Source organism: Novosphingobium silvae, from assembly GCF_009856825.1.
Taxonomy (GTDB): Bacteria; Pseudomonadota; Alphaproteobacteria; order Sphingomonadales; family Sphingomonadaceae; genus Novosphingobium; species Novosphingobium silvae.
The window spans coordinates 114,262-134,152 of sequence record NZ_WVTD01000007.1; the positions used below are offsets into that span (position 1 = coordinate 114,262).

A 19,891-nucleotide genomic window follows, 5' to 3' on the forward strand; every position below is an offset into this window, starting at 1 on the left:
GATGAGCGTTAGCAGGGCGGCACGTCCGGTTCGAGCGCTCGCCTGATTGGCTTTTAGGTGCATCGTGACGTCGCCAGCCGTTTTGTGGTAGGCGTCGGCTTTCGCCGATGCAGGCTGATGACCACGTTGCGGCCGATCTCAGGCTTTTTGAAGGTGATCGTGCGCCGCTCGCGCAATTTATGGCGTGGCAACAATCTCGGGGAAGTCAGCGAAATCGGCTGTGATCGCGTTGATCAGCGCCCCGATCTGCTTCTCGCCTTCCTCAAGCCGCTTGCGGTCACAGCGGCCGTGGCCACCACGTGTCCCTCATCTTCTGAATGCCGCCGAGCTTCGGCTTTAGAGGGGCCTTTCAAGATTTTCACTTCTGCCCGGTCGCCGTGCGTCTACAAAAGCGGGAAAGGCGATGTCAGGCAGGGGCTTAGTGCGTTTTATCATCCTACTTCGACGCATTTTCCGCCGCTTTCTGCCAAGGCCTTGGACTTGCAAGCACGGGGTAGCCCGGTGCACTGAACGGCATCCTTGTCGCGGCTGTGAGGAGGACTATCTGGACACGTTCTGGTAGGGCCGCGCCTAGGCCAGCTCCGCACCAGATCGTCCGCGAGCATTGTCCAACTCCCCGGTGCCGCGGTTCCCTCCCTCGCGTTTACGTACACCTTGCCTGTACATGTCGCAGGTCATAGTCCCTCCAGACCGAGCGCGCATTATCGCGGCACACGCGGGGTGAGGGAAGCGCCTCATCAATGCGTACTTCCCTTAGGCACGCGTCACGAATGAGCGGAAGGACCATACCATGGACGAACTCGACAACATGTTCGCGCGGATACAGGCGGAGCCGGTTCCGGCTGCCCTCGAAACGCTGGGCGAGGCCGTCATGGCAGGAGTGGATCGAAAGCGGGAGCGCTTCGGCGCTCGCATGTCGATGGGGCTTGCTTGCGTGGTTGCTGCCAGCGTGGGTTTGTGGGGCGGCTTGACGGGCTTGAGCACGGCTCATGCGCACGGCCGTCCGCTTCTTGCCGTCCCAGAGGCGGCACCATCGCATCTGCTGGGCTCGTGAGCATGGCCGGTCCGGCTCGGTACGTTCTCGTTGCCGTTCTTGCCTTCCTCGTCGCGCTGGGGGCACTCTGGATCGGGCAGCGAATGCGTTCGAATGGGGATGGCGAAAGCCGCATCCATGCCGTCGTCCACCGCGAGCTTGCGCTCGATGATGCCCAGAGGCAGCAAATAGGCGCGCTTGAGCACAGCTTCGAGAAGCGGCGCCAGCGCCTTGAAGGCGAACTGCGCGCAGCCAATGCCGATCTTGCCGCCGCGATCGGCCGCGAACATGCTTATGGCTTCGCCGTGGAGAGGGCGGTCGACCGATCGCACAGTGCCATGGGCGAACTGCAGAAGGCGACGCTCCAGCACATCTTCGCGATGCGCGCGGTGCTTCGCCCCGAGCAGACCGGACGGTTCGACAAGGCGGTGGCCGAGGCACTGACGTCCACCACCCAAGGTTGAGGACCGTGCCCACATCCCGATCCGGGGACGACGAAGACGACGCGCGGGCCGTCAGGGCTGCCCGCGCGGGGAGTCAGGCTGGCTTCGACGCCTTGATGAAGCGGCATCGAGACACGGTGTTTCGCCTGGCGCGCAACCATCTCGGCAACGAGGCTGATGCGCTCGACGTGACTCAGGAAAGCTTCGTGGCCGCGTTCCTCGGGCTCCACCGCTTCGATCAGGCTCGCAGCTTTCGCGCCTGGATCCTGCGGATCGCGATCAACAAGTGCCATGACATCGCCCGAAGGCGGGCGGTACGGCGCTTTCTTGCGTTTGCCCTGCCGCTCGGGGATGGCCTTGAGGTACCCGATACGGCCCCCGGCCCAGAGGCCGCGCTGGCTTCCGCCCATGCCGTCGAGCACATCCATGCCGCCCTTGCGGCCTTGCCCAACAGTCTGAAAGAGCCCTTGCTTCTGTGCGCCTTCGAAGGACTGGCGCAGGACGAGGCGGCCGCCGTCCTGGGTATCAGCCGCAAGGCCGTGGAAACCCGGATATACCGGGCACGGCAGAAACTGTCGCATCTGCTCGAGGGATAATCCCGCGCGCCGCGTACTAGCGGCATGACGTTTTCCGACAGCCCTGCCGGCTCCCTCTTCCACCGCCGCCATGTTCTTGCCTTGGGAGCCACGCTTGCAGGCTCGCTTGGATCAGGGCTCTTGCCGGCATGGGCGCGCAGCGGCACGCATGGTCTTGTCCACGGCAGGGGAGGCGTTGTTGCAGCAGGCTCGGGCGTCCTGTCGGGCGAGGACATCGCCTTGGAAATCGCCGAAGGCCAGTTCGCCACCGGGGGACGTTCGGCGCACGCGGTAACGGTCAACGGCACGCTGCCCGCTCCGCTGCTTCGCCTTCAGGAAGGGCGCACCGTACGCATCTCCGTAGCGAACCGATTGCGCGAGCAGACGTCGATCCACTGGCACGGCCTTCTCGTGCCGTTCCAGATGGATGGGGTGCCCGGCATCAGTTTTCCGGGTATCGATCCCGGCGACACTTTCGTCTACGAATTTCCCGTCAGGCACTCAGGCACGTTCTGGTATCACTCCCACTCCGGAATGCAGGAGGCGGTCGGCCTTTACGGACCCATCGTCATCGATCCGGAAAGCGACGATCCGCTCGCCTGCGAGCGCGAGCATGTGCTCGTGCTGTCCGACTGGAGCCCGATTCACCCGCATGAGCAGATGCGCCGCCTCAAGATGCAGAGCGGATACTTCAATCGCCAGCGTCAGACACTGGCCGGACTGCTTGCGGGTGAGGACCAGCCGCTTGCGGATCGCCTCGCCTGGGCGCGGATGCGCATGGATGCCACGGACATCGCGGACGTGACGGGCTCGACCTACAGCTTCCTCGTGAACGGGCATGGGACGGCGGAGAACTGGACCGGACTTTTCCAGCCGGGCGAAAGGGTGCGCCTTCGCGTCATCAACGCATCTTCGATGACCAACTTCAACTTCCGGATCCCGGGCCTGCCGCTGACGGTGGTTGCGAGCGACGGAAACGCCGTGAAGCCTGTGGAAACCGACGAGGTGCAGATCGCCATCGCCGAGACCTATGACTTCATCGTCGAGCCGGGTAGCGCCGAAACCTACGCCATCGTGGCCGAGGCGATCGACAGGTCCGGGCTGGTGCGTGCAACCCTTGCGCGGCAGCCCGGGCTGTCTGCCACGATCCCCACCCTTCGCGAGCGTCCCATCCTTACCATGCGCGATATGGGTATGGATATGGGCGGCATGGACATGAGCGGCATGGACATGAGCGGCAAGGAAACGCACGGGATGGCCGATCACTCCATGTCGATGCGCGATCCTTCCGTTGCGCCCGGTGTGAAGATGGGGCCGGGCGTGGCGATGCTCTCGCCCATGCCGGTCGACAGGCTGGCGGACCGGCCGACCGGGTTGGAAGATGTCGGTCACCGCGTCCTGACCTATGCCCAGCTACGTTCGCGCGACCCGAACCCCGACCAGCGCACGCCAAGCCGGCAGATCGATGTTCACCTCACCGCCAATATGGAGCGGTACATGTGGTCGATCGATGGCAAGTCGATGTCCGAAAACCCGGAACCGATCGCGTTCCAGCTCGGGGAGCGGGTGCGTGTTAACCTGATCAACGATACGATGATGCCGCATCCGATCCACCTTCACGGCCATTTTTTCGAGCTGGTCAGCGGACAGCCGGGGGACCGCGTCAGGAAGCACACCGTGAACGTTCTTCCCGGCGGCAAGGTCGCGTTCGACCTTACCGCCGATGCGGAAGGAGACTGGGCGTTCCACTGCCACATGCTCCTGCACATGCATGCAGGGATGATGCGTGTCGTCACTGTCCGGCGCGATACGGCGGGAGAGGAGTGATGAGGCGCAGGACGAGCCTGCTGGCCGCTTCGTTGCCGATGCTCGCGGCAGCAACGCCGATTGCCGCACTCGCGCAGGACGCCGCCGGCACGAGCGCGGGCGCCACGAGCCATGCCGGGATGGACCACTCAACTATGGACCACTCGAGCATGGATCACTCAGGCATGAGCCATTCCATGCCCGACCCTCAGGGCAGAACTTCGGCAGGTTCTTCCGAGCACGGTCATGACGCTCATGCGGGGCACGTCATGCCTTCTTCGCCGGTCTCCGATAAACCGGGCGATGCTCCCGCGCCGCCCGTTCCCACCGACCATTCCGCCGATGCCTTCTTCGCGCCCGATCGGATGGAAGCGTCGCGCGGGGTCATGCTCGAGGAAATGCGCTTCAGCACATTCGCGCTGCAGGTAGACCGCCTTGAATATCGCGCGGGCAAGGGGCGGGGCGGGTTCGGCTGGGATTGGCAGGCATGGTACAGCGGCGACATCGATCGCGTCGTGCTGGAAAGCGAAGGTGAGGGCACCTTCGGGCAGGCCGCCGAAAGGATCGAACTGAACGCCTTCTGGCGGCACGGGCTCGATCCATGGTTCAACCTGCAGATGGGAGTGCGGCACGACTTTCGCCCAGACCCGCAGCGCACATACGCACTCCTCGGCATCGAGGGACTTGCGCCTTACTGGTTCGAACTGGAAGGTCAGCTTCTCGTCTCCGACAGGGGTGACGTTCATGCACGCGGCAAAGCTGCGTACCAGCAGCGCATTACCCAGTCGGTTGTCCTGGAGCCTGAACTGGAAGTCGACATGGCGATGCAGGACGTTCCCGAACTCCAGGTTGGTGCGGGGTTCGAGCGGCTCGAGCTTGGCGGCAGGTTGCGTTACGAACGCAACCGTTCGCTTGCGCCGTACGTCGGTGTGCACTGGGAGCGAAAGCTCGGGAAGACGGCACGGCTTGCGAGAAGCTCCGGCGAAAACGCCTCTGGAATCTCGGCCGTGTTCGGCATGCGCGCGATGTTCTAGCGCGGCATCTTCGGCCGCCCAAGGGGAGAAACGCGGGACGGTGCCGGAGTGCCCTCCAAGATCCTGCAGTAAGCTGAGGTGCCTCTGATATCGTTATCATCATGACCGCGGGCCGGTGTTCGAACGGTGGCGGTGTGGCCATAGCCTTTTCCGGTTCTGAAAGGTTCCGTTCGGGCTGGGCAAGGCAAGGCAAGTAGCTCTTGTCTTACGCTGGACCAGCCGTTAGTTTGATAGCGCTAGCATAAAAACAAGCACGGAGAGAGGCATGAAGTTGGACCGCCGCCAGGCTATCGGCGCGACGATGGGCGTGATGTCGATGACGGCGCTCTCAGGCACTGCCGCTCGTGCTGCGGGACAGTCTTTATGCACTACGGAGAAAGCACCGGCGGCTGCAGGGCTGCCCCCCTACCGTCGCGGCTTCGATAACCAGCGCGTATCGGATCTCGGGAACGGAACGTACCTGAATCCGCTGATGGCCGGCGACCATCCCGATCCTTCGATCATGAAGGACGGGAAGGACTACTACATGACCTTTTCCACCTTCGACTCCTATCCGGGTCTGGTCGTGTGGCACTCTCGCGACCTCATCAACTGGCGGCCCATCACGGCGGCGCTGACCCGGAATGTCGGCGCCGTGTGGGCGCCGGACATCTGCAAGCATGACGGCCGCTACTTCATCTATTTCCCGGCCAAGGCGAGCCCTAACGCCAACTACGTCATCTGGGCGGATCGCATCGAGGGGCCGTGGAGCGATCCCATCGATCTTGGCCTGCCGGACCATATCGATCCGGGCCACGCCGTGGGCGAGGACGGGTCCCGCTGGCTTTTCCTTTCCGGCGGCGATCGCATCCGCCTGTCCGAAGACGGACTGCGTACGGTCGGGGCGGTGGAGCATGTCTACGATCCCTGGCGCTATCCGGAAGAATGGAACGTCGAAGGGTTCTCGCCCGAGGGACCGAAGATCGTTCGGCACGGCAGCTACTTCTATCTCATCACCGCCGTGGGCGGCACTGCCGGGCCACCGACGGGGCACATGGTGATTGCAGCGCGTTCCCGGTCGATCCATGGACCCTGGGAGAACTGCCCCCACAATCCGATCGTGCGCACCACCGACCTGTCCGAGGCCTGGTGGTCGAGAGGACACGCGACCTTGTTTGAAGGCCCTGGCGGTGACTGGTGGTCGGTCTATCATGGCTTCGAGAAGGACTTCTGGACGCTTGGTCGCCAGACGCTGCTCGACCCCGTGACGTGGACTCCCGACGGCTGGTTTCGAATGGAAGGCGGCGACTTGTCGCGGCCCATTCGTGCCCCGCAGGGCGGCACCAAGGCCGGTCCTCACGGCATGCCGCTGTCGGACGATTTCTCGCGGCTGGAACTTGGCCGACGCTGGAACTTCTTCAAGCCGGCCGCGGACGAGGCGAAGCGGGCAAGGGTGGCGGGCAACACGCTTCACCTGAAGGCGGCGGGGAGGGCACCTGTCGATTCCTCGCCTCTTCTCCTCATTGCTGGCGATATCGGGTATGAGTTTGAGTGCGAGATCGATATCGACCCCGGCGTTACCGCTGGCCTCCTGCTGTTCTACGATCAGCAACTCTATTGCGGCCTCGGCTTCGACGAAGCGACGTTCGTGACGCATCAATATGGCATGGAGCGCGGGCGGCCGGCGAATTATCACGGACGCAAGATGCTGATGCGAGTGCGCAACGATCGCCACATCGTCGCCGTCCATACGAGCGGTGACGGTGGTAAGACGTGGAAGCGCTTCGATCGCGGGATGGAGGTCTCGGGATACCACCACAATGTCCGCGGCGGTTTCCTCATGCTTCGCCCCGGGCTCTACGCGGCCGGTGACGGCGAGGCCCGCTTCCGCGATTTCAAGTTCCGCGCGCTGTGAAGGAGCGACAAGACATTACCGACACCTTTTCCATGCTCCCGGCCGACTGGCGCGATGGCCTTTTTCTAGGCCGGCTTGACCTCGGCGATGGGCCGACGCCGGTGTTGCTGAGCGGCGGCATCGCCTACGACATGAGCAGCTTGGCGCCGACAGTGGCCGATCTCGTGGACGCTGCTGCTTTCGATCCGGCTCTCGGCTTTCCTCTCGGCGATGTGGAAGACGTGCTGGGCAGGGCCCGCTTGCTCAGCCCCATCGACCTGCAGTGCGTCAAGGCCGCGGGCGTTACTTTCGCCGTATCGGCCCTCGAGCGTGTCATCGAGGAGCGCGCGCGCGGCGATGCCGACAAGGCGCAGGCGGTGCGTGGCGGCCTTGAAGCGCGCATCGGCGGTTCGATCCGCTCTGTCGTGCCGGGATCATCGGACGCAGCGGCATTGAAGGCCGCGCTGATCGAAGACGGCATGTGGTCGCAGTATCTGGAGGTGGCGATCGGTCCCGACGCAGAGATCTTCACCAAGTCCCCGGTGCTTTCCACCGTTGGGTCGGGCGCCCTCATCGGAGTGCGTTCGGACTCCGACTGGAACAATCCCGAGCCCGAGATCGTCCTGCTCGCGGACGCTCGCGGGAAGCCGGTTGGGGCAACCCTGGGCAACGATGTCAATCTTAGGGATTTCGAGGGCCGTTCGGCGTTGCTCCTGGGCAAAGCGAAGGACAACAATGCTTCCTGCGCGATAGGACCCTTCGTGCGGCTGTTCGACGCAGGGTACTCGATCTCCGATGTGGAAAGCGCGCAGGTGCTGCTGCGCATCGAAGGGCCCGAAGGCTTCCTGCTCGAAGGGGAAAGCCGCATGTCCGAGATCAGCCGACCCCCGCTCGATCTTCTGCGCCAGTGCTTTTCCGAGCACCAGTATCCGGACGGAGTGGTGTTGTTTCTGGGCACGCTGTTCGCGCCGACGCAGGACCGCGATGCACCCGGACGGGGCTTCACGCACAAGGCAGGCGATCTCGTGACGATCTCGAGTGCTCGCCTCGGAACGCTGGTCAATACCGTCTCCACCTCGAGCGAAGCTCCGTCCTGGGAGACGGGTATCTCCGCACTTTATCGTAATCTCGCGGCACGCGGTCTGATCCGCGCGCAAGCCGCAGTGCTGGCCGACTGAACGCCACCTCCGGAACTGAAGGAAGATCATGCTCACCACCGCCATGTCTGACAGCGTGGAAAATACAGGGATGGCGCGCTTTCCCTCTCTCGCCGGGAAAGGAGTCTTCGTCTCAGGCGGCGGCTCCGGCATCGGCGCGGCGCTCGTCGAGGCTTTTGCCCTGCAAGGAGCGAAGGTCCTCTTCGTGGACATCGCGGATGAACCGTCACGGGCATTGGTCGCGAAGCTTGACGGCAAGGTCGAGTTCACTCCCCGGTTCGTCGCAGGGGATCTTCGGGACTTGGCTTTCGTCAGGACAAGGATCGGGGAGGCGCATGCCGAGCTTGGCCGCCTCGACATCCTCGTCAACAACGCCGCGAACGATGACCGCCATCACATAGCGGACGTCACGCCCGAGTACTGGGACGAGCGCATGGCGGTGAACCTGCGCCATCTGTTCTTCGCCTCCCAGGCCGCGATTCCATTCATGGAGGCTGCAGGAGCCGGGGTAATCCTGAATTTCGGATCCATCAGCTGGCACCTCGCGCTTGACCAGCTTTCGCTGTACCAGACGGCAAAGGCCGGGATCGAGGGAATGACCCGCGCCATGGCCCGCGAGCTTGGCGAGAAGAACATCCGGGTCTGCGCGATCGTTCCGGGCAACGTCCAGACGCCGCGGCAGGAGAGGTGGTACACGCCTGAGGGTGAGCGGGAAATCCTTGATGCGCAGTGCCTGAAGGCGCGCGTGCAGCCCGAGGACGTGGCCGCGCTCGCGCTGTTCCTGGCCTCGGACGATGCGCGGATGTGCACCGGGCACGAGTACTTCGTCGATGCGGGATGGCGCTGACATGAATGTGCGGATCGCTTGCGAGGTCGGGGCCATGCTTGGCGAGGGGCCGATTTGGGACGGGCAGCGCGGCTGCCTCTGGTTCGTCGACATCAAGGGACATGCGCTTCACCGCTTCGAACCGCTGGGAGCTCTGGAAAGCTTCCGAGCGCCCGAAGAGCCGGGATGGGTTCTTCCGATGACAGACGGAGCCTTGCTGGTGGGCGCCAGGGAAGGCGTACACCTGTTCGATGGAGCGACCTTCGAACTGCTGCATCCGGTGGAGCATGAACAGCCCGGTAATCGACTGAACGACGCTGCCGTTCATCCCGATGGCTCGGTCTGGCTCGGCACGATGGACAATGCGGAAGAAGCTCCTACCGGCGCGTACTATCGCCTTCATGGCGGCGACCTTGAACAGCTTTCGCCTGAGCCCATGGTCATCACCAATGGGCCTGCATTCTCGCCGGATGGCGGGACGGTATACCTCGTCGACACGCTGGAGCGCGCGATCCTGGCAGCTCAGGTCGGGCCCGACGGTCGTCCGGGAGAGGCCCGTGTATTCGCCCGGTTGCCGGAGGGGATGGGATATCCCGACGGGCCTGTCGTCGACAGCGAGGGCACCGTCTGGGTGGGGCTGTTCGGAGGCTGGGGAGTAGGCCGATTCTCGCCCGACGGTGCATGGCTGGGACGTATCGAGTTCCCGGTGGCCAATGTCACGAAAATCGCTTTCGGTGGCCCCGATCTCAAGACCGTCTATGCCACGACTGCCCGCAAGGGACTGTCCGATGCGGAGCTGGCCCGCCAGAGCGGCGCGGGTGATCTCTTCATGTTCGAGGTTGAAGTCGCGGGGCAGGAGCAAGTCCATCCCCGACCGAGCCCGCCAACTCCCTAGGGCGGTTCTCTCGGGAGGAGGTGGCCGGCGTTCGGCCGGTCCCCGTTCAAGATCGGGGAGGCGCGTTGCCGCCTTTCTATTCCTGATGATCCTCTTCGGAAGGTTGCGGACGATCAAGGTGGTCGGCGAGAGGATCGTCTTCGATCCCTTTCAACCGAGTGCCGGAGAGATAACTGGCCCGGCCCAGCAACTGGGCTCCGATCGGAAGCGTGAGCAACAGGAACAGAACGGCAAGGAAGGCCGACGCCCGGCCCTCCACCATATCGGACGCAGTGACACCGCCAAGCAGCAGGGCGGTCCCCAAGGTGCCGGCCTTGGTCCCGCTGTGCATGCGTTGCAGCGGATCTCCAAGCCGGACAAGACCTATGGCGGCGACAAGGAGAAAGCCTGCTCCAAGGATCATGCAGATATTGGATACCACCGTCATGGCTTCCCCCCGTCCCGCTCGAGGAAAGCGGCGAATGCGGCGGTGGCGACAAAGTTGATGAGCGACAGCGCCAGCGCAACGTCCATGAACAATACCCGGCCCGTCGCAAGAGCCGCGATGGCGGTGAACCCCACCGCCACGGCGGTCAACATGTCGAGGGCGACGAAGCGATCCGCGAGGCTGGGGCCGCGAACCATGCGCCACCCTGCCAGGACGAGAGCGATGGCAAGAACGATCAGGAGCGCTCCTGCGAGGGTTTGCTGGTCGATCATCTTTCCAGCTCCAGGATCCAGCGTTCGTAGTGCCGTTTGAAGTGCTCTGCCGATTGCTGCGGATCATCCGTATCGAGTACGTGCAGGTAGATCGTGCGCAGGTCCTTCGAGACGTGCAGGCAAGTCGAGCCGGGCGTGAGAGAAGTGAAATACGCGAACAGGGCAACGGCCCAGGGTTTGCGAACGGAGACAGGAACTGCCACGATGGCCGGCCGCGTAGCTGGCCGGGGCGACAGAACGATGCGTGCGACCGAAATCGACGCAGCGACGAGATCCCACAGGAAAACGGCCGCAAGGACAATGATGGCGCGAAGGCGGCGCATGATCACTGCAGACCTCCCGCCAGAGCCAGGGCGGAGGCCTGCGCCATCTGCCAGAGCCAGTGGGGAGCAAGGCCGATTGCGCCGGTCGCCGTGGAGAGCAGCGCCATCGCTAGAAGGCCGCTGCGGGGCACCGGTCGGACCGGGCGCTTCGAATCCTTCCAGCAGGCTTCGGACCAGAAGATCGCCATGGATACGATCGTCATCAACCCCGCGACAAGCCCGGCCACTGCCAGCCAGATGTATCCGGCCTCGAGGCTTTCACGAAGCACGATGAGCTTGGCCCAGAAGCCCGAAAGCGGCGGGATGCCTGCCAGCGAAAGCATGGGAACCGCGAACAGCATCGTGAAAACGGGGTTGGTGCGCATGCCGCCTGCTCGGGTCAGGTCCCAGCTTCCGCTCGCCCGGTGGATTAAGCCGGCCCCAAAGAAAAGATTGGCTTGCACGATGATCGTGTGGACCATGTAGAACACCGCTCCTGCGACGCCCTGGATCGTCCCAAGAGCGAGACCTGTCGCCATGTACCCGACCTGCGCGATGACCTGGTAGGAGAGGATGCGCCGCATGTCGGTCTGCCCCAGCGCTCCGATGGCGCACAGGATCATGGTCGCTCCCGCGATCCACGGCACGAGGAGCATGAGGTGGCGCGCGGCTGAGGCCGGACCGGTGACGTTCAACAGACCCACCAGCACCAGCATCAGCGCATAGAACCCCATCTTGGTGAGCAGACCTGCAAATGTGGCGGTGCCCGTGACGGGTGCGGTATGGTAGGAGGCCGGGAGCCAGAGGTGGAACGGAGCCAGGCCCGACTTCAGAGCAAAGCCGCCCAGCAGCAGAGCGGCGGCGATCGCGAGCCCGAAGGCGGGCTGCATGCGCGAGATCGCGGAGCGCGCCATCGCAAGGTCGAGGTTGCCAACAAGGCCATAGATCATCCCGATTCCAAGCAGGATGAAGGTCGCAGCAAGCGTGGCGAAGGCGACGTAGCGGATGGCCCCGTCGATCTGGGCGGCGCGCCGGTCGAGCGTCAGAAGGCCGAGCGCCGCAAGCAGGGCCAGCTCGAACCAGACGTAGAGATTGAACAGGTCCGTTGTCAGGAAGGCGCCGTTCACCGCACCTATCAGCGCCAGCATCAAGGCGTCGTACCCCGCGCGGCGGCGACGTGGGCCGATATCTTCGATGGCGTAGATCGCGGCAGCGCAGGAGACGAGCGCTGTTACGGCGACCAGCAGCACGCCGGGCAGGGAAGCGGCGAAGGAGATGCCGAACCCTCGCGGCCATCCTCCGAAGACGGTATGCGGCACGCGCGAGGTTCCCGGCCCGACGCGAACCAGCAGCGCGAGCGAACATGCGGCCAGGAGAACGTTCGTGGTCAGGCCGGTCAGCCGCGCTGCAGATGGTCGTACGCGAAGCAATATGGCGATTGCCGAGCCAAGGAAGGCCACCAGCACGGGCGAGACGAGAAGCAGCGTGTCAGCCATCCGCAGGGTCGTTCCTTCGCGGCTGGCCGAGTGCCTCGGCATCGTTGATCTCGCGCGCGTCGATCGTCTTTCGGGCTTTCCAGGCCCGCAGCACAAGAACGCCGATAACCACCGTCAAGGCGAAGCCGATGACGATGGCAGTGAGGATCAGCGCCTGAACCACTGGGTCGGCGGAAGCGGCAAGCGTCGACGCGTCCTCGGCAATGATCGGAGGTTGATCGGTGACGGGACCGCCTGCCAGAAAGAGCAGGAGGTTTGCTCCGGTCGCCAGCATCGAGAATCCGAGCAGCATCCGAACGAGGTTGCGCGAAAGGATCATGAACAGGGCACAGGCGACTATTCCTGCGCCGACGAGGGCGTAGACCAGACTCAACGTGCCGCCTCCTTCTGCAGACCGAGCAGGAAGGTGACGACGGCGCCAAGAACCACGAGATAAACCCCAAGGTCAAAGACGAGCGCGGTTCCCACGGCTGGCAGCCAGGACGCCGGCTCCCACCAGAGCTGCGTCAGGTATGGACGACCAAGCAGGAGCGCGGGAACTCCGCTGCAGAGGGCAAGGAGCATCCCCAAGCCCACGAGCATCATCGGATCGACCCGCATGGCCCGCTCCGCCCGCGCCGTGCCATAGGCGAGCGAGAGGATGGCGACGGCAAGTGCTGCCATCAGGCCACCCACGAAGCCACCGCCCGGATCATTGTGGCCGCGCCACAGTATGACCAGCGAGGAGGCGAGCAGCAGCCAAAAGAGCGGCTTGCCCACCATGCGGAAAGAAAAATGGGTGGCTGGGGGAGGCGCAGTATCCTGTGCCCAATGCGCATGCGGCAAAAGCGCGCGGGCAAGCACCGCGGCCACGGCAATCACCGTCGTTTCTCCCAGCGTGTCGAATGCGCGGAAGTCGACCAGGATGACATTCACGACGTTCCTGCCATGGGCGGCGACATAGCTTAGACGACCATAGAGGTCGCTCACCGCCGAAGGGTGCCGGCTCGCCGCCATGTCGATGACGCCGAGCGCAAGCACTGCCGCAAAGGCAAACGCGACCGCGAAGTCGAAACGCCGCATGCCACTTCCGCGCGTGACCGGGCTCGAGAGCGGCACGGCGAGAAGCAGGGCGGTCAGCAGGACGACAAGCAGCGCTTCGACCGCGAACTGGGTCAGGGCGAGGTCCGGCGCCCCGTTCAGAAGAAAGGTGATGGCCACCGAAATCCCGGTAAGCCCGGTCGCCACCATGGATGCGATCAGGGAACGCCCGACCGCCGCCATGATGGCACCGGCGAGAGCTACGAACGCGATGAGGGTAGGCGCGATCTCGATCGTGTCGGGCACGGGGAAACGAGGACGGACGCCTCCGGCAAATGCAGACCAGAGCAGCAGGAGGACCATGGCTGCAATCACCGTAAGCAGGTAACGGCGCAGATCGCCATGTTGCAGCCTGCGTGTCAGCCTTCGCGAGCCTGTGATCAGGCCTCGCAGCCCCATGCCCCAGAAACGTTCAATAGCCAGCCGGTCGAGCCGGTCCACTGCACGCAGGCGTTCGTGAATGGGACGCCAGAACCGCACGATCAATGCGCCCGTTGCGATCACGACGCCGCTCAGCATGAGCATGGGCGTAATGCCATGCCACACCGCGATGTCGACCTTAACGGGGCTTCCGTAGACTGCGGCCACCGCCGGACGTAGCGCAGAGCGGGTAATCCACCCCGGCTCCAGGCTGATGACGAGGCCCGCTGCCGCCAGCAGCAGCGGGGGCGCCGCCAGGGCCAGCGTCTCATGATTGCGGACCTGCGTCACCTTGCCGCGCCCCATGAAGAACGGTCGCAGGGTTATGACGCCGGCAACGCCTACCATGACGGCATTGACGACGACCGCGATTGCGAGGGGCACGAGTTCCCAGCTGCTTTCCAGCTGCGCTTCGAAGAGGAACTCTTTCGAGATGAAGCCGATGAATGGGGGAATGCCCGCCATCGAGAGGCTTGCTCCCAGGCAGGCGAGGGCGGTGAGCGGCAGGAAGCGCGCAAGTCCGCCCATCGCGCGAAGACTATGAAGGCCAGTCGCATGGATGACCGAGCCGGCGCAGAAGAACAGCGCCGCCTTGTAGAGAGCGTGCGCCAGCAGGAAGCCAACCATCGCGACGCTTGCTGCCGGGCCGTCGAGCCCTACCAGCAGGACCAGGATGCCCAGCGATGCGATGGTGGAGTAGGCGAGAGCCGACTTGAAGTTCTCTGCCCTGAGAGCCTGTAGGGCCGAGACGAGCATTGTAAGGCAGGCTACCGTTATGACGGTGTTGCGGCCCCAGCTTGTGGCTGCGAAAACCGGCTCGAACCGAGCCAGCAGATATATTCCCAGCTTCACCATGGTGGCCGAATGCAGATAGGCGGAGGCCGGCGTCGGCGCCTGCATTGCGTTGGGAAGCCAGAAATGGAACGGGAACTGGGCGGATTTCGTGAACGCTGCAAGAAGGATGCAGGCAACGATCGCATTTCCGCTGGGTGAGCCGACCAGCCTGTCCGCCTGTCGCACGGCCTCGGCCATCGAGTACGTCCCGATCTCGTTGCCGATCAACATCACCGCGGTAAGCAGCATAAGGCCGCCGAAGGCTGTAACTTGCAGTGCCATCAGCGCGGCGCGGCGCGCACGTCCGCTGCGGCCTTCGAAGCCGATCAGCAGAAAGGAGAGGACGCTCGTCGCCTCCCAGAACATCAGCATGACCAGCATGTTTTCCGCAAGCACGGTGCCCAGCATCGCGGTCATGAACAGGAGAATGAGCGTGTGGAACCGGCTTCGCTCGGCAGGTGATTTCGAGGCGAGGTATCCATCGGCATAGATCGTCACCAGCGCGCCAATGGCGGTGACCAGCAGGCAGAACAGGAAGGAAAAGCCATCCAGCCGCAGCGTGAAGTCGAGGCCCAAAGACGGTGCCCATGGGAATCCGGCGGAACGTACCCATCCCCGCTCGATCACCGGCGCCGTCGAGATGAGGACGACGAACAGGCCAAGCGGCAGCAGGGCGATGAGAAAGCCTGCTCCCCGCGCGATCACGCGCGCCAGAAGCGGAACGCAGCAAGCGCCCACCAGGGAGATAAGTAGCCATTCGAGCATCTATTTCCATAATGCCCGAGACGGCGTCCGGCTCCGCCCGGCGCAGTAGCAAACGCGGGCTAAGTCTCACTGCCGATTTCACCCTGATGAGCGACGCGTTCCGGCGGATACTCGACGTTGAAGAAGGCGCGACGGGATTTGAACTCGATGGTCTAGTAAACCCGCCGCACCTTCAGTCGACCGACGGCTGGACCGCGGCTTCAGGGAAACGGCGCTCGAAGCAGCCGCACTTCATTCGCGATCCTTGCGGAAGCGGGCTGGCGCGTGCCCGCCCGCCGCCCTTCGCTCAGTACGAGCTGGAGGTGTCCTTGGCGTCGACGACGCCATCACCGTTGGTGTCCAGCTTCGCGAACATGCGCTCACCCGAGGCGTTGAATTCCGCCAGAGTGAGGTTGCCATCCTTGTCAGTGTCCAGCACGCCGAAACGCACGTGAGCCTGCTTGAGCTGACCGTCGGGAACCTTTGCGTCCTTGCCCATCCGGCTAGTGAACTCGCCCACGTAATCGACCTCGCTCACCTTTCCGTCACCGTCCAGGTCGAAAGTGCGGTACTTGGCGGCGCGCGCGGCGGCGAACTCGGCAGCGGTGACGCGTCCATCTCCATCCGCGTCGCTTTCCCGAATGAAGGCGGCCTTGCCGTGGCCGGGAGCCGCGCGGCGCTCACCTTGGCGAGGGGCCTCCTGCGCAAGGGCGGCGGAGCCGGCCATCCCTGCGAAGGCAATTGCGAGGAGGGGGCCATAGAACTTCAGATGCTGCATTGTCTTCTCCGTGGAGTAAAGGTGGGTCACTCTTCGACCTGGAAAGTGAGCGACGTGGTGTAGCTGCGCTCGTCCGTGCCCGAGCCTGCAGGGGCCTCGGCCCTGTGGCGGGTCATCAGGACGTAGACGCCGGGACGGTCGAAGCGGAACGTGGCGCCGCCCTTCGCATCGGTAGTGACCTGCCGGTGCACCAGCGCTTCCTCATAGTCAGCGCCGCCGCGATCGAGCACCAGCTCCTGGCCCTGCAGCGGTTTGCCGTCGAACAGCACCTGCACGGCGAACGGCGTGTCGAGGTACAGCTCGCTGGGATGAGTCACAGGCCGGATCTGCAAGCGACCGATCGATGCATCCACTGGCGCGCGCGTGGGCTTCTTCTTCGACACATACACGTCGGCGACCGTTTCGGTCTGGCTCGTGCGCACCTTCGTGGCGCCTGCGGGAACCTGATCGTGCACGGGACGCCATTGTCCGTCGATGAGTGCGCTCTTCCCGACGCGGCCCAGGCGGACACCGGTCGTGAACCGGTAGGTGCCGTCCTGCGCGAGCGGGGCCTCCAGAATCACCAGCTGCTTGAGGGGCGTAATCGACTGGTACTCGCCGCGAGAGCCATCCGGAAGCACGACATGATAGTCTTTGGCATCGACCGGCACTTCGGGTCGGAAGAACTTTTCTGCAAACGCGGATTCCACGGTCACCATCTGCTCGGTGTTGGCCGAGAAGACCTTTGGCAGCAGGTAGGAGGTGTGGGCGTGACCGACGCCCGGCATGGCGATGCAGACGAGCGCTGCAAGCTTTAGCGCGCGCGGGTTGGTAAATGCCGTTACGGCCATGATCGTCGATCCTTTTGCACAAGCCGGTCAGTCGCCGGTGATTTCGAAGTTGAAGCGATAGGGTTTGCCGTCGGGGGGAGGCGGAAGCGGCACCGCTCGCCGCACCAGTTGCAGCGCCTCCCGATCGAACCGTATCGAACCGGAGCTGCGTGCGACCACGATGTCGCGGGCAGTCCCGCCCGGTTCCACAGTGAGCGCGATCACCACCGTTCCTGCGCCGACGACGTTCACCTGCTTGTAGCGGGTGAGATGCTGGTAGAGCTTCACTTTGTAATTGCTGGTGGCGGCGTTGCCGGCCATGCCGGTGCGCCCACCGCCAACGCCTCCGGTTCCGTTGATCCCGCCGGCAGGCTCCGGCCGCCCGGAACCTCGGCTCGGCGGGACGGCTGCGACCGCGAGCGCGATGGATGGAGCTGGGGCAGTCATGGCGCGCACCGGCACCGGCACCGGCGTTGCGGCCGGTACTGACTGCGTGGTGGCTGCGGCATTCCCCGGTCCGATGCGGCCCTGGCCGCCGCCCGCATTATCGGCTTGCAGTGCCTCCTTTTGCGGAGCCGCAGGGGACACCGCTTCGGGCAGAGAGTGGGGCTGCGGCTGTACCGGGGTGGTGCCGGTCTGTGCAGGGGCGGGGGGCGGCGTGGATACAGGATCATTCGCCATGAGCGGATCCATCGCCTTTGGGCCCGGCCCACCCTCCTGGCCTGAGAGGTTTATGGCCACAAGCGCGCTTCGAGTGCCGCCCTCCACCAGAATGTCTTCCTTCCAGGTCATGACCAGCAGCGCAACCACGGCGGCATGAGCCGCGACGGAGGCGGTCATGGCACCAGGATTGATCCTGGGACGAAGGGCCTGAGCAAAGCCCTGCCGTCCTGCCCAGTCTGCGGTGACCACCTCCCGGCCCCCTTAGAAGAGCTTGGACAGCGCGACCTTGAAGTTGCGACCCGTGGCAGGCCGCGTCGACAGGGCCGACTGATAATAGGTGTCGAAGATGTTCTCGACGCTGAGGCGCAGCGCCAATTCGTCGAGTATTCCGCCCGCTGGGGTTATCGTGGCGCGCAGCGCGTGCACGTCGAAACCTTCATGCTCCGTGCCGTTGATGGTCAGGTCTTCGGCAAGCGTCGCTTCCCAACGCACATCGACGAGCTGGCCGAAGCGCTTGCCGGCAGAAAGCATGTACGTCTTCTGCGGAAGGTTGGTCCAGTCATCCACGACGCCGTTGGTGCGCAGACGCTGCCCGTCCGGGATGGTGGCGTTGAAGTCGAAATAGAGGCCTTGTGCGGTCGCATAGGAAGCCTCGATCTCGAAACCGTCGAGGTAGATCTCGCGAACGCCGGAGTAGGCGGTGTTGTCGGTCAGTTCGGTATCGTAGTAGTTGACCTTGACCGCCAGCCTGTCACCCCGTCCCAGCAGGCCCACACGATTGAACGATCCACCTGCTTCCCAGGTCCGGCTCTTCTCGGGCTGGTTCATGTAGGTCGAATTGTCCAGATCATCGATGATCGGCAGGTTGCGGGTGCGAGCCCAGCTTCCGAAGGCGGCGAGGCCGAAGGGCAATTCGTAACGGGCGGACACGCCTCCCATCCAGGCCTCGTTGTTGTAGCTGACGCGAGCGCCGGCGTCGGTCGTGGCCTTGATGTTCGAGGTCTCCCATCGGATCGCCGGGCTGACGCTGAACCCGCGGAACAGAGCGATCTCGTCGACGGCGAAGGCAGCCATGCGGTTGTCCACGCCGCCCGGGGCGCTGCTCGCATCCAGACGTTTCCTCTGAATGTATTCGACACCAAAGTGAAGATTGTGGCGTACCGGACCGGTCGCGAACAGCCCCGCATTCTTCAGCGTGATCTTCGATGTCTCGTAGCGATGATCCGCGTTGACCACGGGTGAGATCGGAGTGCCGACGGCCGTCTGGTCGATTTCTTGGTTGGCGTAGGTGTACAGCAGCGAGAGGTTGACGGCGTCGTTGTCGACCGGGTCGTAGTTGTAGCTGACGGTCAGGACCTGGCTCTTGGTGTCGCGATCGACATTACCGAACATGCCCGCCGTGGTGCTGAAGCTGTCGTAAGGAACGTCGCGGTCGCTGGTGGTGGTCTGGTTGAAGCTGGCTTCAATCGTGTGGGCGTTATCCGCGCCGAAGTGGACCGCGCCTTTCACCAGGAAGCTCGGCAAGTCGAAGGCACTGTTCTCGATCGGATCGCCGCGGCCGTCTTCCTGTGTTCCCTGCGTGCGCCAGGTGTAGTTGGCCAGGAACTCGAACTGCTCCGAGGGCATGGCCGCGACAGTGGTGGAAGTCGCGAAGCCTTCCTTGTTCGTCTGTCCCGACAGCGTTTGGCTCAGTGCCAGGCCCGGCTTGCCGCGCAGAACGTCGGCTGCGTCGTTTGTCTCCAGAAGCACGACGCCGCCAATGATGCCGGAACCCCACTCGAAGCTGCCGACCGTGCCGCGGATGACCTCGGCGCGCTTGTAGAGCAGGGGATCGGTGAAGAGCTGCGTGCCGACCCTGTAGATTTCCTCCGAGCCGGTGGTGGCACCATCGACGACGAACGCGACCTTCTGGTCGGTGCCGTAAGTGCCGTTCGCACCGAAGCCGCGGATGTTTATGCCCGAACCGATCGGCGTCGAGCCGTTGATGAGAGTGACGCCCGGGACAGAGTCCAGAAGTTCCGCAATGGTCGATGCCTGCCGGTCCTCGATCTCCTCCCGGTCGATCACGGTCACAGGCGTTGCCGTGTCGGTCCGCACCACGCGCGTGCTCTCGCCGATGTCGATGGTGCCGAGGAAGTCGCCTGTGGGCGTATCTCCATCCAGGCTGACGTCCTGCGCCAAGGCGGGCGTTGCAACGAGAAAGGCGAGCGTGGAGGCGCCGACCAACGCACGGGCGGCAAGACTACGAAGCATGATGATTCCCCTTATGCTAATGCGAATCGCTTGCATTAGCGGGGTTCGCTTTAAGGGTTGCTGCGGCTTCGTAAAGGAGCTTTTTTACCGGAGCCGCAGGCTAGGGGTGAGGTTTGCAGGTTGAACTTGCTGCGAAAGCCGCGTGGGCTCCCTCAAACGCGTGAGAAGCGT

At 64.0% G+C, this 19,891-nt stretch carries 20 protein-coding genes; 10 read left to right on the forward strand and 10 right to left on the reverse strand.

The features are described 5' to 3' along the window. The first annotated feature begins 57 nt into the window (after nt 1–57). The 10 genes from GR702_RS11285 (at nt 58) to GR702_RS11330 (ending at nt 9,642) form a co-directional block, all read left to right on the forward strand. Nucleotides 58–510: a hypothetical protein gene (locus GR702_RS11285; RefSeq protein ID WP_160985991.1), complete on the forward strand. Its 453-nt coding sequence runs from the start codon at nt 58–60 to the stop codon at nt 508–510. Nucleotides 511–790: 280 nt separating this feature from the next. Continuing rightward, complete coding sequence (locus GR702_RS11290; RefSeq protein WP_160985992.1) at nt 791–1,054, forward strand: hypothetical protein; 264 nt, start codon at nt 791–793, stop codon at nt 1,052–1,054. 2 nt (nt 1,055–1,056) lie between these two features. Next, the gene (locus GR702_RS11295) at nt 1,057–1,497 is read left to right on the forward strand and encodes a periplasmic heavy metal sensor (RefSeq protein WP_160985993.1); all 441 of its coding nucleotides are present in this window, start codon (nt 1,057–1,059) and stop codon (nt 1,495–1,497) included. Nucleotides 1,498–1,592: 95 nt separating this feature from the next. Further along, the gene (locus GR702_RS11300) at nt 1,593–2,072 is read left to right on the forward strand and encodes an RNA polymerase sigma factor (RefSeq protein WP_202408211.1); all 480 of its coding nucleotides are present in this window, start codon (nt 1,593–1,595) and stop codon (nt 2,070–2,072) included. A gap of 24 nt (nt 2,073–2,096) precedes the next feature. Continuing rightward, complete coding sequence (locus GR702_RS11305; RefSeq protein WP_160985995.1) at nt 2,097–3,878, forward strand: copper resistance system multicopper oxidase; 1,782 nt, start codon at nt 2,097–2,099, stop codon at nt 3,876–3,878. Beyond that, nucleotides 3,878–4,891 (forward strand): copper resistance protein B, encoded by a 1,014-nt coding sequence (locus GR702_RS11310; protein WP_160985996.1) that lies wholly within the window; start codon nt 3,878–3,880, stop codon nt 4,889–4,891. The genes GR702_RS11305 and GR702_RS11310 overlap by 1 nt, the downstream gene beginning before the upstream one ends. A 265-nt stretch (nt 4,892–5,156) precedes the next feature. Beyond that, nucleotides 5,157–6,785 (forward strand): family 43 glycosylhydrolase, encoded by a 1,629-nt coding sequence (locus tag GR702_RS11315; RefSeq protein ID WP_202408212.1) that lies wholly within the window; start codon nt 5,157–5,159, stop codon nt 6,783–6,785. A 32-nt stretch (nt 6,786–6,817) separates the two neighbouring features. Then, the gene (locus GR702_RS11320) at nt 6,818–7,942 is read left to right on the forward strand and encodes a fumarylacetoacetate hydrolase family protein (RefSeq protein WP_160986080.1); all 1,125 of its coding nucleotides are present in this window, start codon (nt 6,818–6,820) and stop codon (nt 7,940–7,942) included. Between the two features lie 28 nt (nt 7,943–7,970). Next, nucleotides 7,971–8,768 carry a D-xylose 1-dehydrogenase gene (gene xylB / locus GR702_RS11325; protein WP_272916667.1) on the forward strand — a complete coding sequence of 266 codons (798 nt, stop codon included), beginning with the start codon at nt 7,971–7,973 and terminating at the stop codon, nt 8,766–8,768. Next, on the forward strand, nt 8,752–9,642 hold the full coding sequence (locus GR702_RS11330) for an SMP-30/gluconolactonase/LRE family protein (protein ID WP_160985997.1): 891 nt from the start codon (nt 8,752–8,754) through the stop codon (nt 9,640–9,642). Before xylB ends, GR702_RS11330 begins: the two co-directional genes overlap by 17 nt. Before the next feature lie 76 nt (nt 9,643–9,718). Here GR702_RS11330 and mnhG read toward each other — a convergent pair whose 3' ends face one another. From mnhG to GR702_RS11380, 10 genes are all read right to left on the reverse strand, one after another. Continuing rightward, nucleotides 9,719–10,069 carry a monovalent cation/H(+) antiporter subunit G gene (gene mnhG, locus GR702_RS11335; protein ID WP_160985998.1) on the reverse strand — a complete coding sequence of 117 codons (351 nt, stop codon included), beginning with the start codon at nt 10,067–10,069 and terminating at the stop codon, nt 9,719–9,721. After that, on the reverse strand, nt 10,066–10,341 hold the full coding sequence (locus tag GR702_RS11340) for a monovalent cation/H+ antiporter complex subunit F (protein ID WP_160985999.1): 276 nt from the start codon (nt 10,339–10,341) through the stop codon (nt 10,066–10,068). Before GR702_RS11340 ends, mnhG begins: the two co-directional genes overlap by 4 nt. Then, nucleotides 10,338–10,664 carry a Na+/H+ antiporter subunit E gene (locus GR702_RS11345; protein ID WP_160986082.1) on the reverse strand — a complete coding sequence of 109 codons (327 nt, stop codon included), beginning with the start codon at nt 10,662–10,664 and terminating at the stop codon, nt 10,338–10,340. Before GR702_RS11345 ends, GR702_RS11340 begins: the two co-directional genes overlap by 4 nt. Nucleotides 10,665–10,666: 2 nt before the next feature. Then, nucleotides 10,667–12,139 (reverse strand): proton-conducting transporter transmembrane domain-containing protein, encoded by a 1,473-nt coding sequence (locus GR702_RS11350; protein WP_160986000.1) that lies wholly within the window; start codon nt 12,137–12,139, stop codon nt 10,667–10,669. Further along, on the reverse strand, nt 12,132–12,512 hold the full coding sequence (locus GR702_RS11355) for a sodium:proton antiporter (protein ID WP_237449674.1): 381 nt from the start codon (nt 12,510–12,512) through the stop codon (nt 12,132–12,134). The genes GR702_RS11350 and GR702_RS11355 overlap by 8 nt, the downstream gene beginning before the upstream one ends. Continuing rightward, entirely contained in the window at nt 12,509–15,238 is a 2,730-nt protein-coding gene (mbhE, locus tag GR702_RS11360) for a hydrogen gas-evolving membrane-bound hydrogenase subunit E (protein ID WP_160986001.1), read from the reverse strand. Before mbhE ends, GR702_RS11355 begins: the two co-directional genes overlap by 4 nt. 286 nt (nt 15,239–15,524) lie before the next feature. After that, on the reverse strand, nt 15,525–15,995 hold the full coding sequence (locus GR702_RS11365; RefSeq protein ID WP_237449675.1) for an EF-hand domain-containing protein: 471 nt from the start codon (nt 15,993–15,995) through the stop codon (nt 15,525–15,527). 26 nt (nt 15,996–16,021) lie between these two features. Further along, nucleotides 16,022–16,825, reverse strand: a complete 804-nt coding sequence (locus tag GR702_RS11370) for a DUF4198 domain-containing protein (RefSeq protein WP_160986002.1) — start codon at nt 16,823–16,825, stop codon at nt 16,022–16,024. A 27-nt stretch (nt 16,826–16,852) separates the two neighbouring features. Further along, on the reverse strand, nt 16,853–17,644 hold the full coding sequence (locus GR702_RS11375; RefSeq protein WP_160986003.1) for an energy transducer TonB: 792 nt from the start codon (nt 17,642–17,644) through the stop codon (nt 16,853–16,855). Between the two features lie 84 nt (nt 17,645–17,728). Continuing rightward, the gene (locus GR702_RS11380; RefSeq protein ID WP_160986004.1) at nt 17,729–19,720 is read right to left on the reverse strand and encodes a TonB-dependent receptor plug domain-containing protein; all 1,992 of its coding nucleotides are present in this window, start codon (nt 19,718–19,720) and stop codon (nt 17,729–17,731) included. Nucleotides 19,721–19,891: the final 171 nt, after the last annotated feature.

Bases quoted from the DNA above. Each gene is read 5' to 3' on its own strand.
- GR702_RS11310 (WP_160985996.1), top strand. From the start codon at position 3,878: ATGAGGCGCAGGACGAGCCTGCTGGCCGCTTCGTTGCCGATGCTCGCG.
- mnhG (WP_160985998.1), bottom strand. From the start codon at position 10,069: ATGACGGTGGTATCCAATATCTGCATGATCCTTGGAGCAGGCTTTCTC.
- GR702_RS11315 (WP_202408212.1), top strand. From the start codon at position 5,157: ATGAAGTTGGACCGCCGCCAGGCTATCGGCGCGACGATGGGCGTGATG.
- GR702_RS11350 (WP_160986000.1), bottom strand. From the start codon at position 12,139: ATGGCTGACACGCTGCTTCTCGTCTCGCCCGTGCTGGTGGCCTTCCTT.
- GR702_RS11345 (WP_160986082.1), bottom strand. From the start codon at position 10,664: ATGCGCCGCCTTCGCGCCATCATTGTCCTTGCGGCCGTTTTCCTGTGG.
- GR702_RS11290 (WP_160985992.1), top strand. From the start codon at position 791: ATGGACGAACTCGACAACATGTTCGCGCGGATACAGGCGGAGCCGGTT.
- GR702_RS11380 (WP_160986004.1), bottom strand. From the start codon at position 19,720: ATGCTTCGTAGTCTTGCCGCCCGTGCGTTGGTCGGCGCCTCCACGCTC.
- mbhE (WP_160986001.1), bottom strand. From the start codon at position 15,238: ATGCTCGAATGGCTACTTATCTCCCTGGTGGGCGCTTGCTGCGTTCCG.
- GR702_RS11365 (WP_237449675.1), bottom strand. From the start codon at position 15,995: ATGCAGCATCTGAAGTTCTATGGCCCCCTCCTCGCAATTGCCTTCGCA.
- GR702_RS11330 (WP_160985997.1), top strand. From the start codon at position 8,752: ATGCGGGATGGCGCTGACATGAATGTGCGGATCGCTTGCGAGGTCGGG.
- GR702_RS11320 (WP_160986080.1), top strand. From the start codon at position 6,818: ATGCTCCCGGCCGACTGGCGCGATGGCCTTTTTCTAGGCCGGCTTGAC.
- GR702_RS11370 (WP_160986002.1), bottom strand. From the start codon at position 16,825: ATGGCCGTAACGGCATTTACCAACCCGCGCGCGCTAAAGCTTGCAGCG.
- GR702_RS11305 (WP_160985995.1), top strand. From the start codon at position 2,097: ATGACGTTTTCCGACAGCCCTGCCGGCTCCCTCTTCCACCGCCGCCAT.
- GR702_RS11375 (WP_160986003.1), bottom strand. From the start codon at position 17,644: ATGACCGCCTCCGTCGCGGCTCATGCCGCCGTGGTTGCGCTGCTGGTC.
- xylB (WP_272916667.1), top strand. From the start codon at position 7,971: ATGCTCACCACCGCCATGTCTGACAGCGTGGAAAATACAGGGATGGCG.
- GR702_RS11295 (WP_160985993.1), top strand. From the start codon at position 1,057: ATGGCCGGTCCGGCTCGGTACGTTCTCGTTGCCGTTCTTGCCTTCCTC.
- GR702_RS11300 (WP_202408211.1), top strand. From the start codon at position 1,593: ATGAAGCGGCATCGAGACACGGTGTTTCGCCTGGCGCGCAACCATCTC.
- GR702_RS11340 (WP_160985999.1), bottom strand. From the start codon at position 10,341: ATGATCGACCAGCAAACCCTCGCAGGAGCGCTCCTGATCGTTCTTGCC.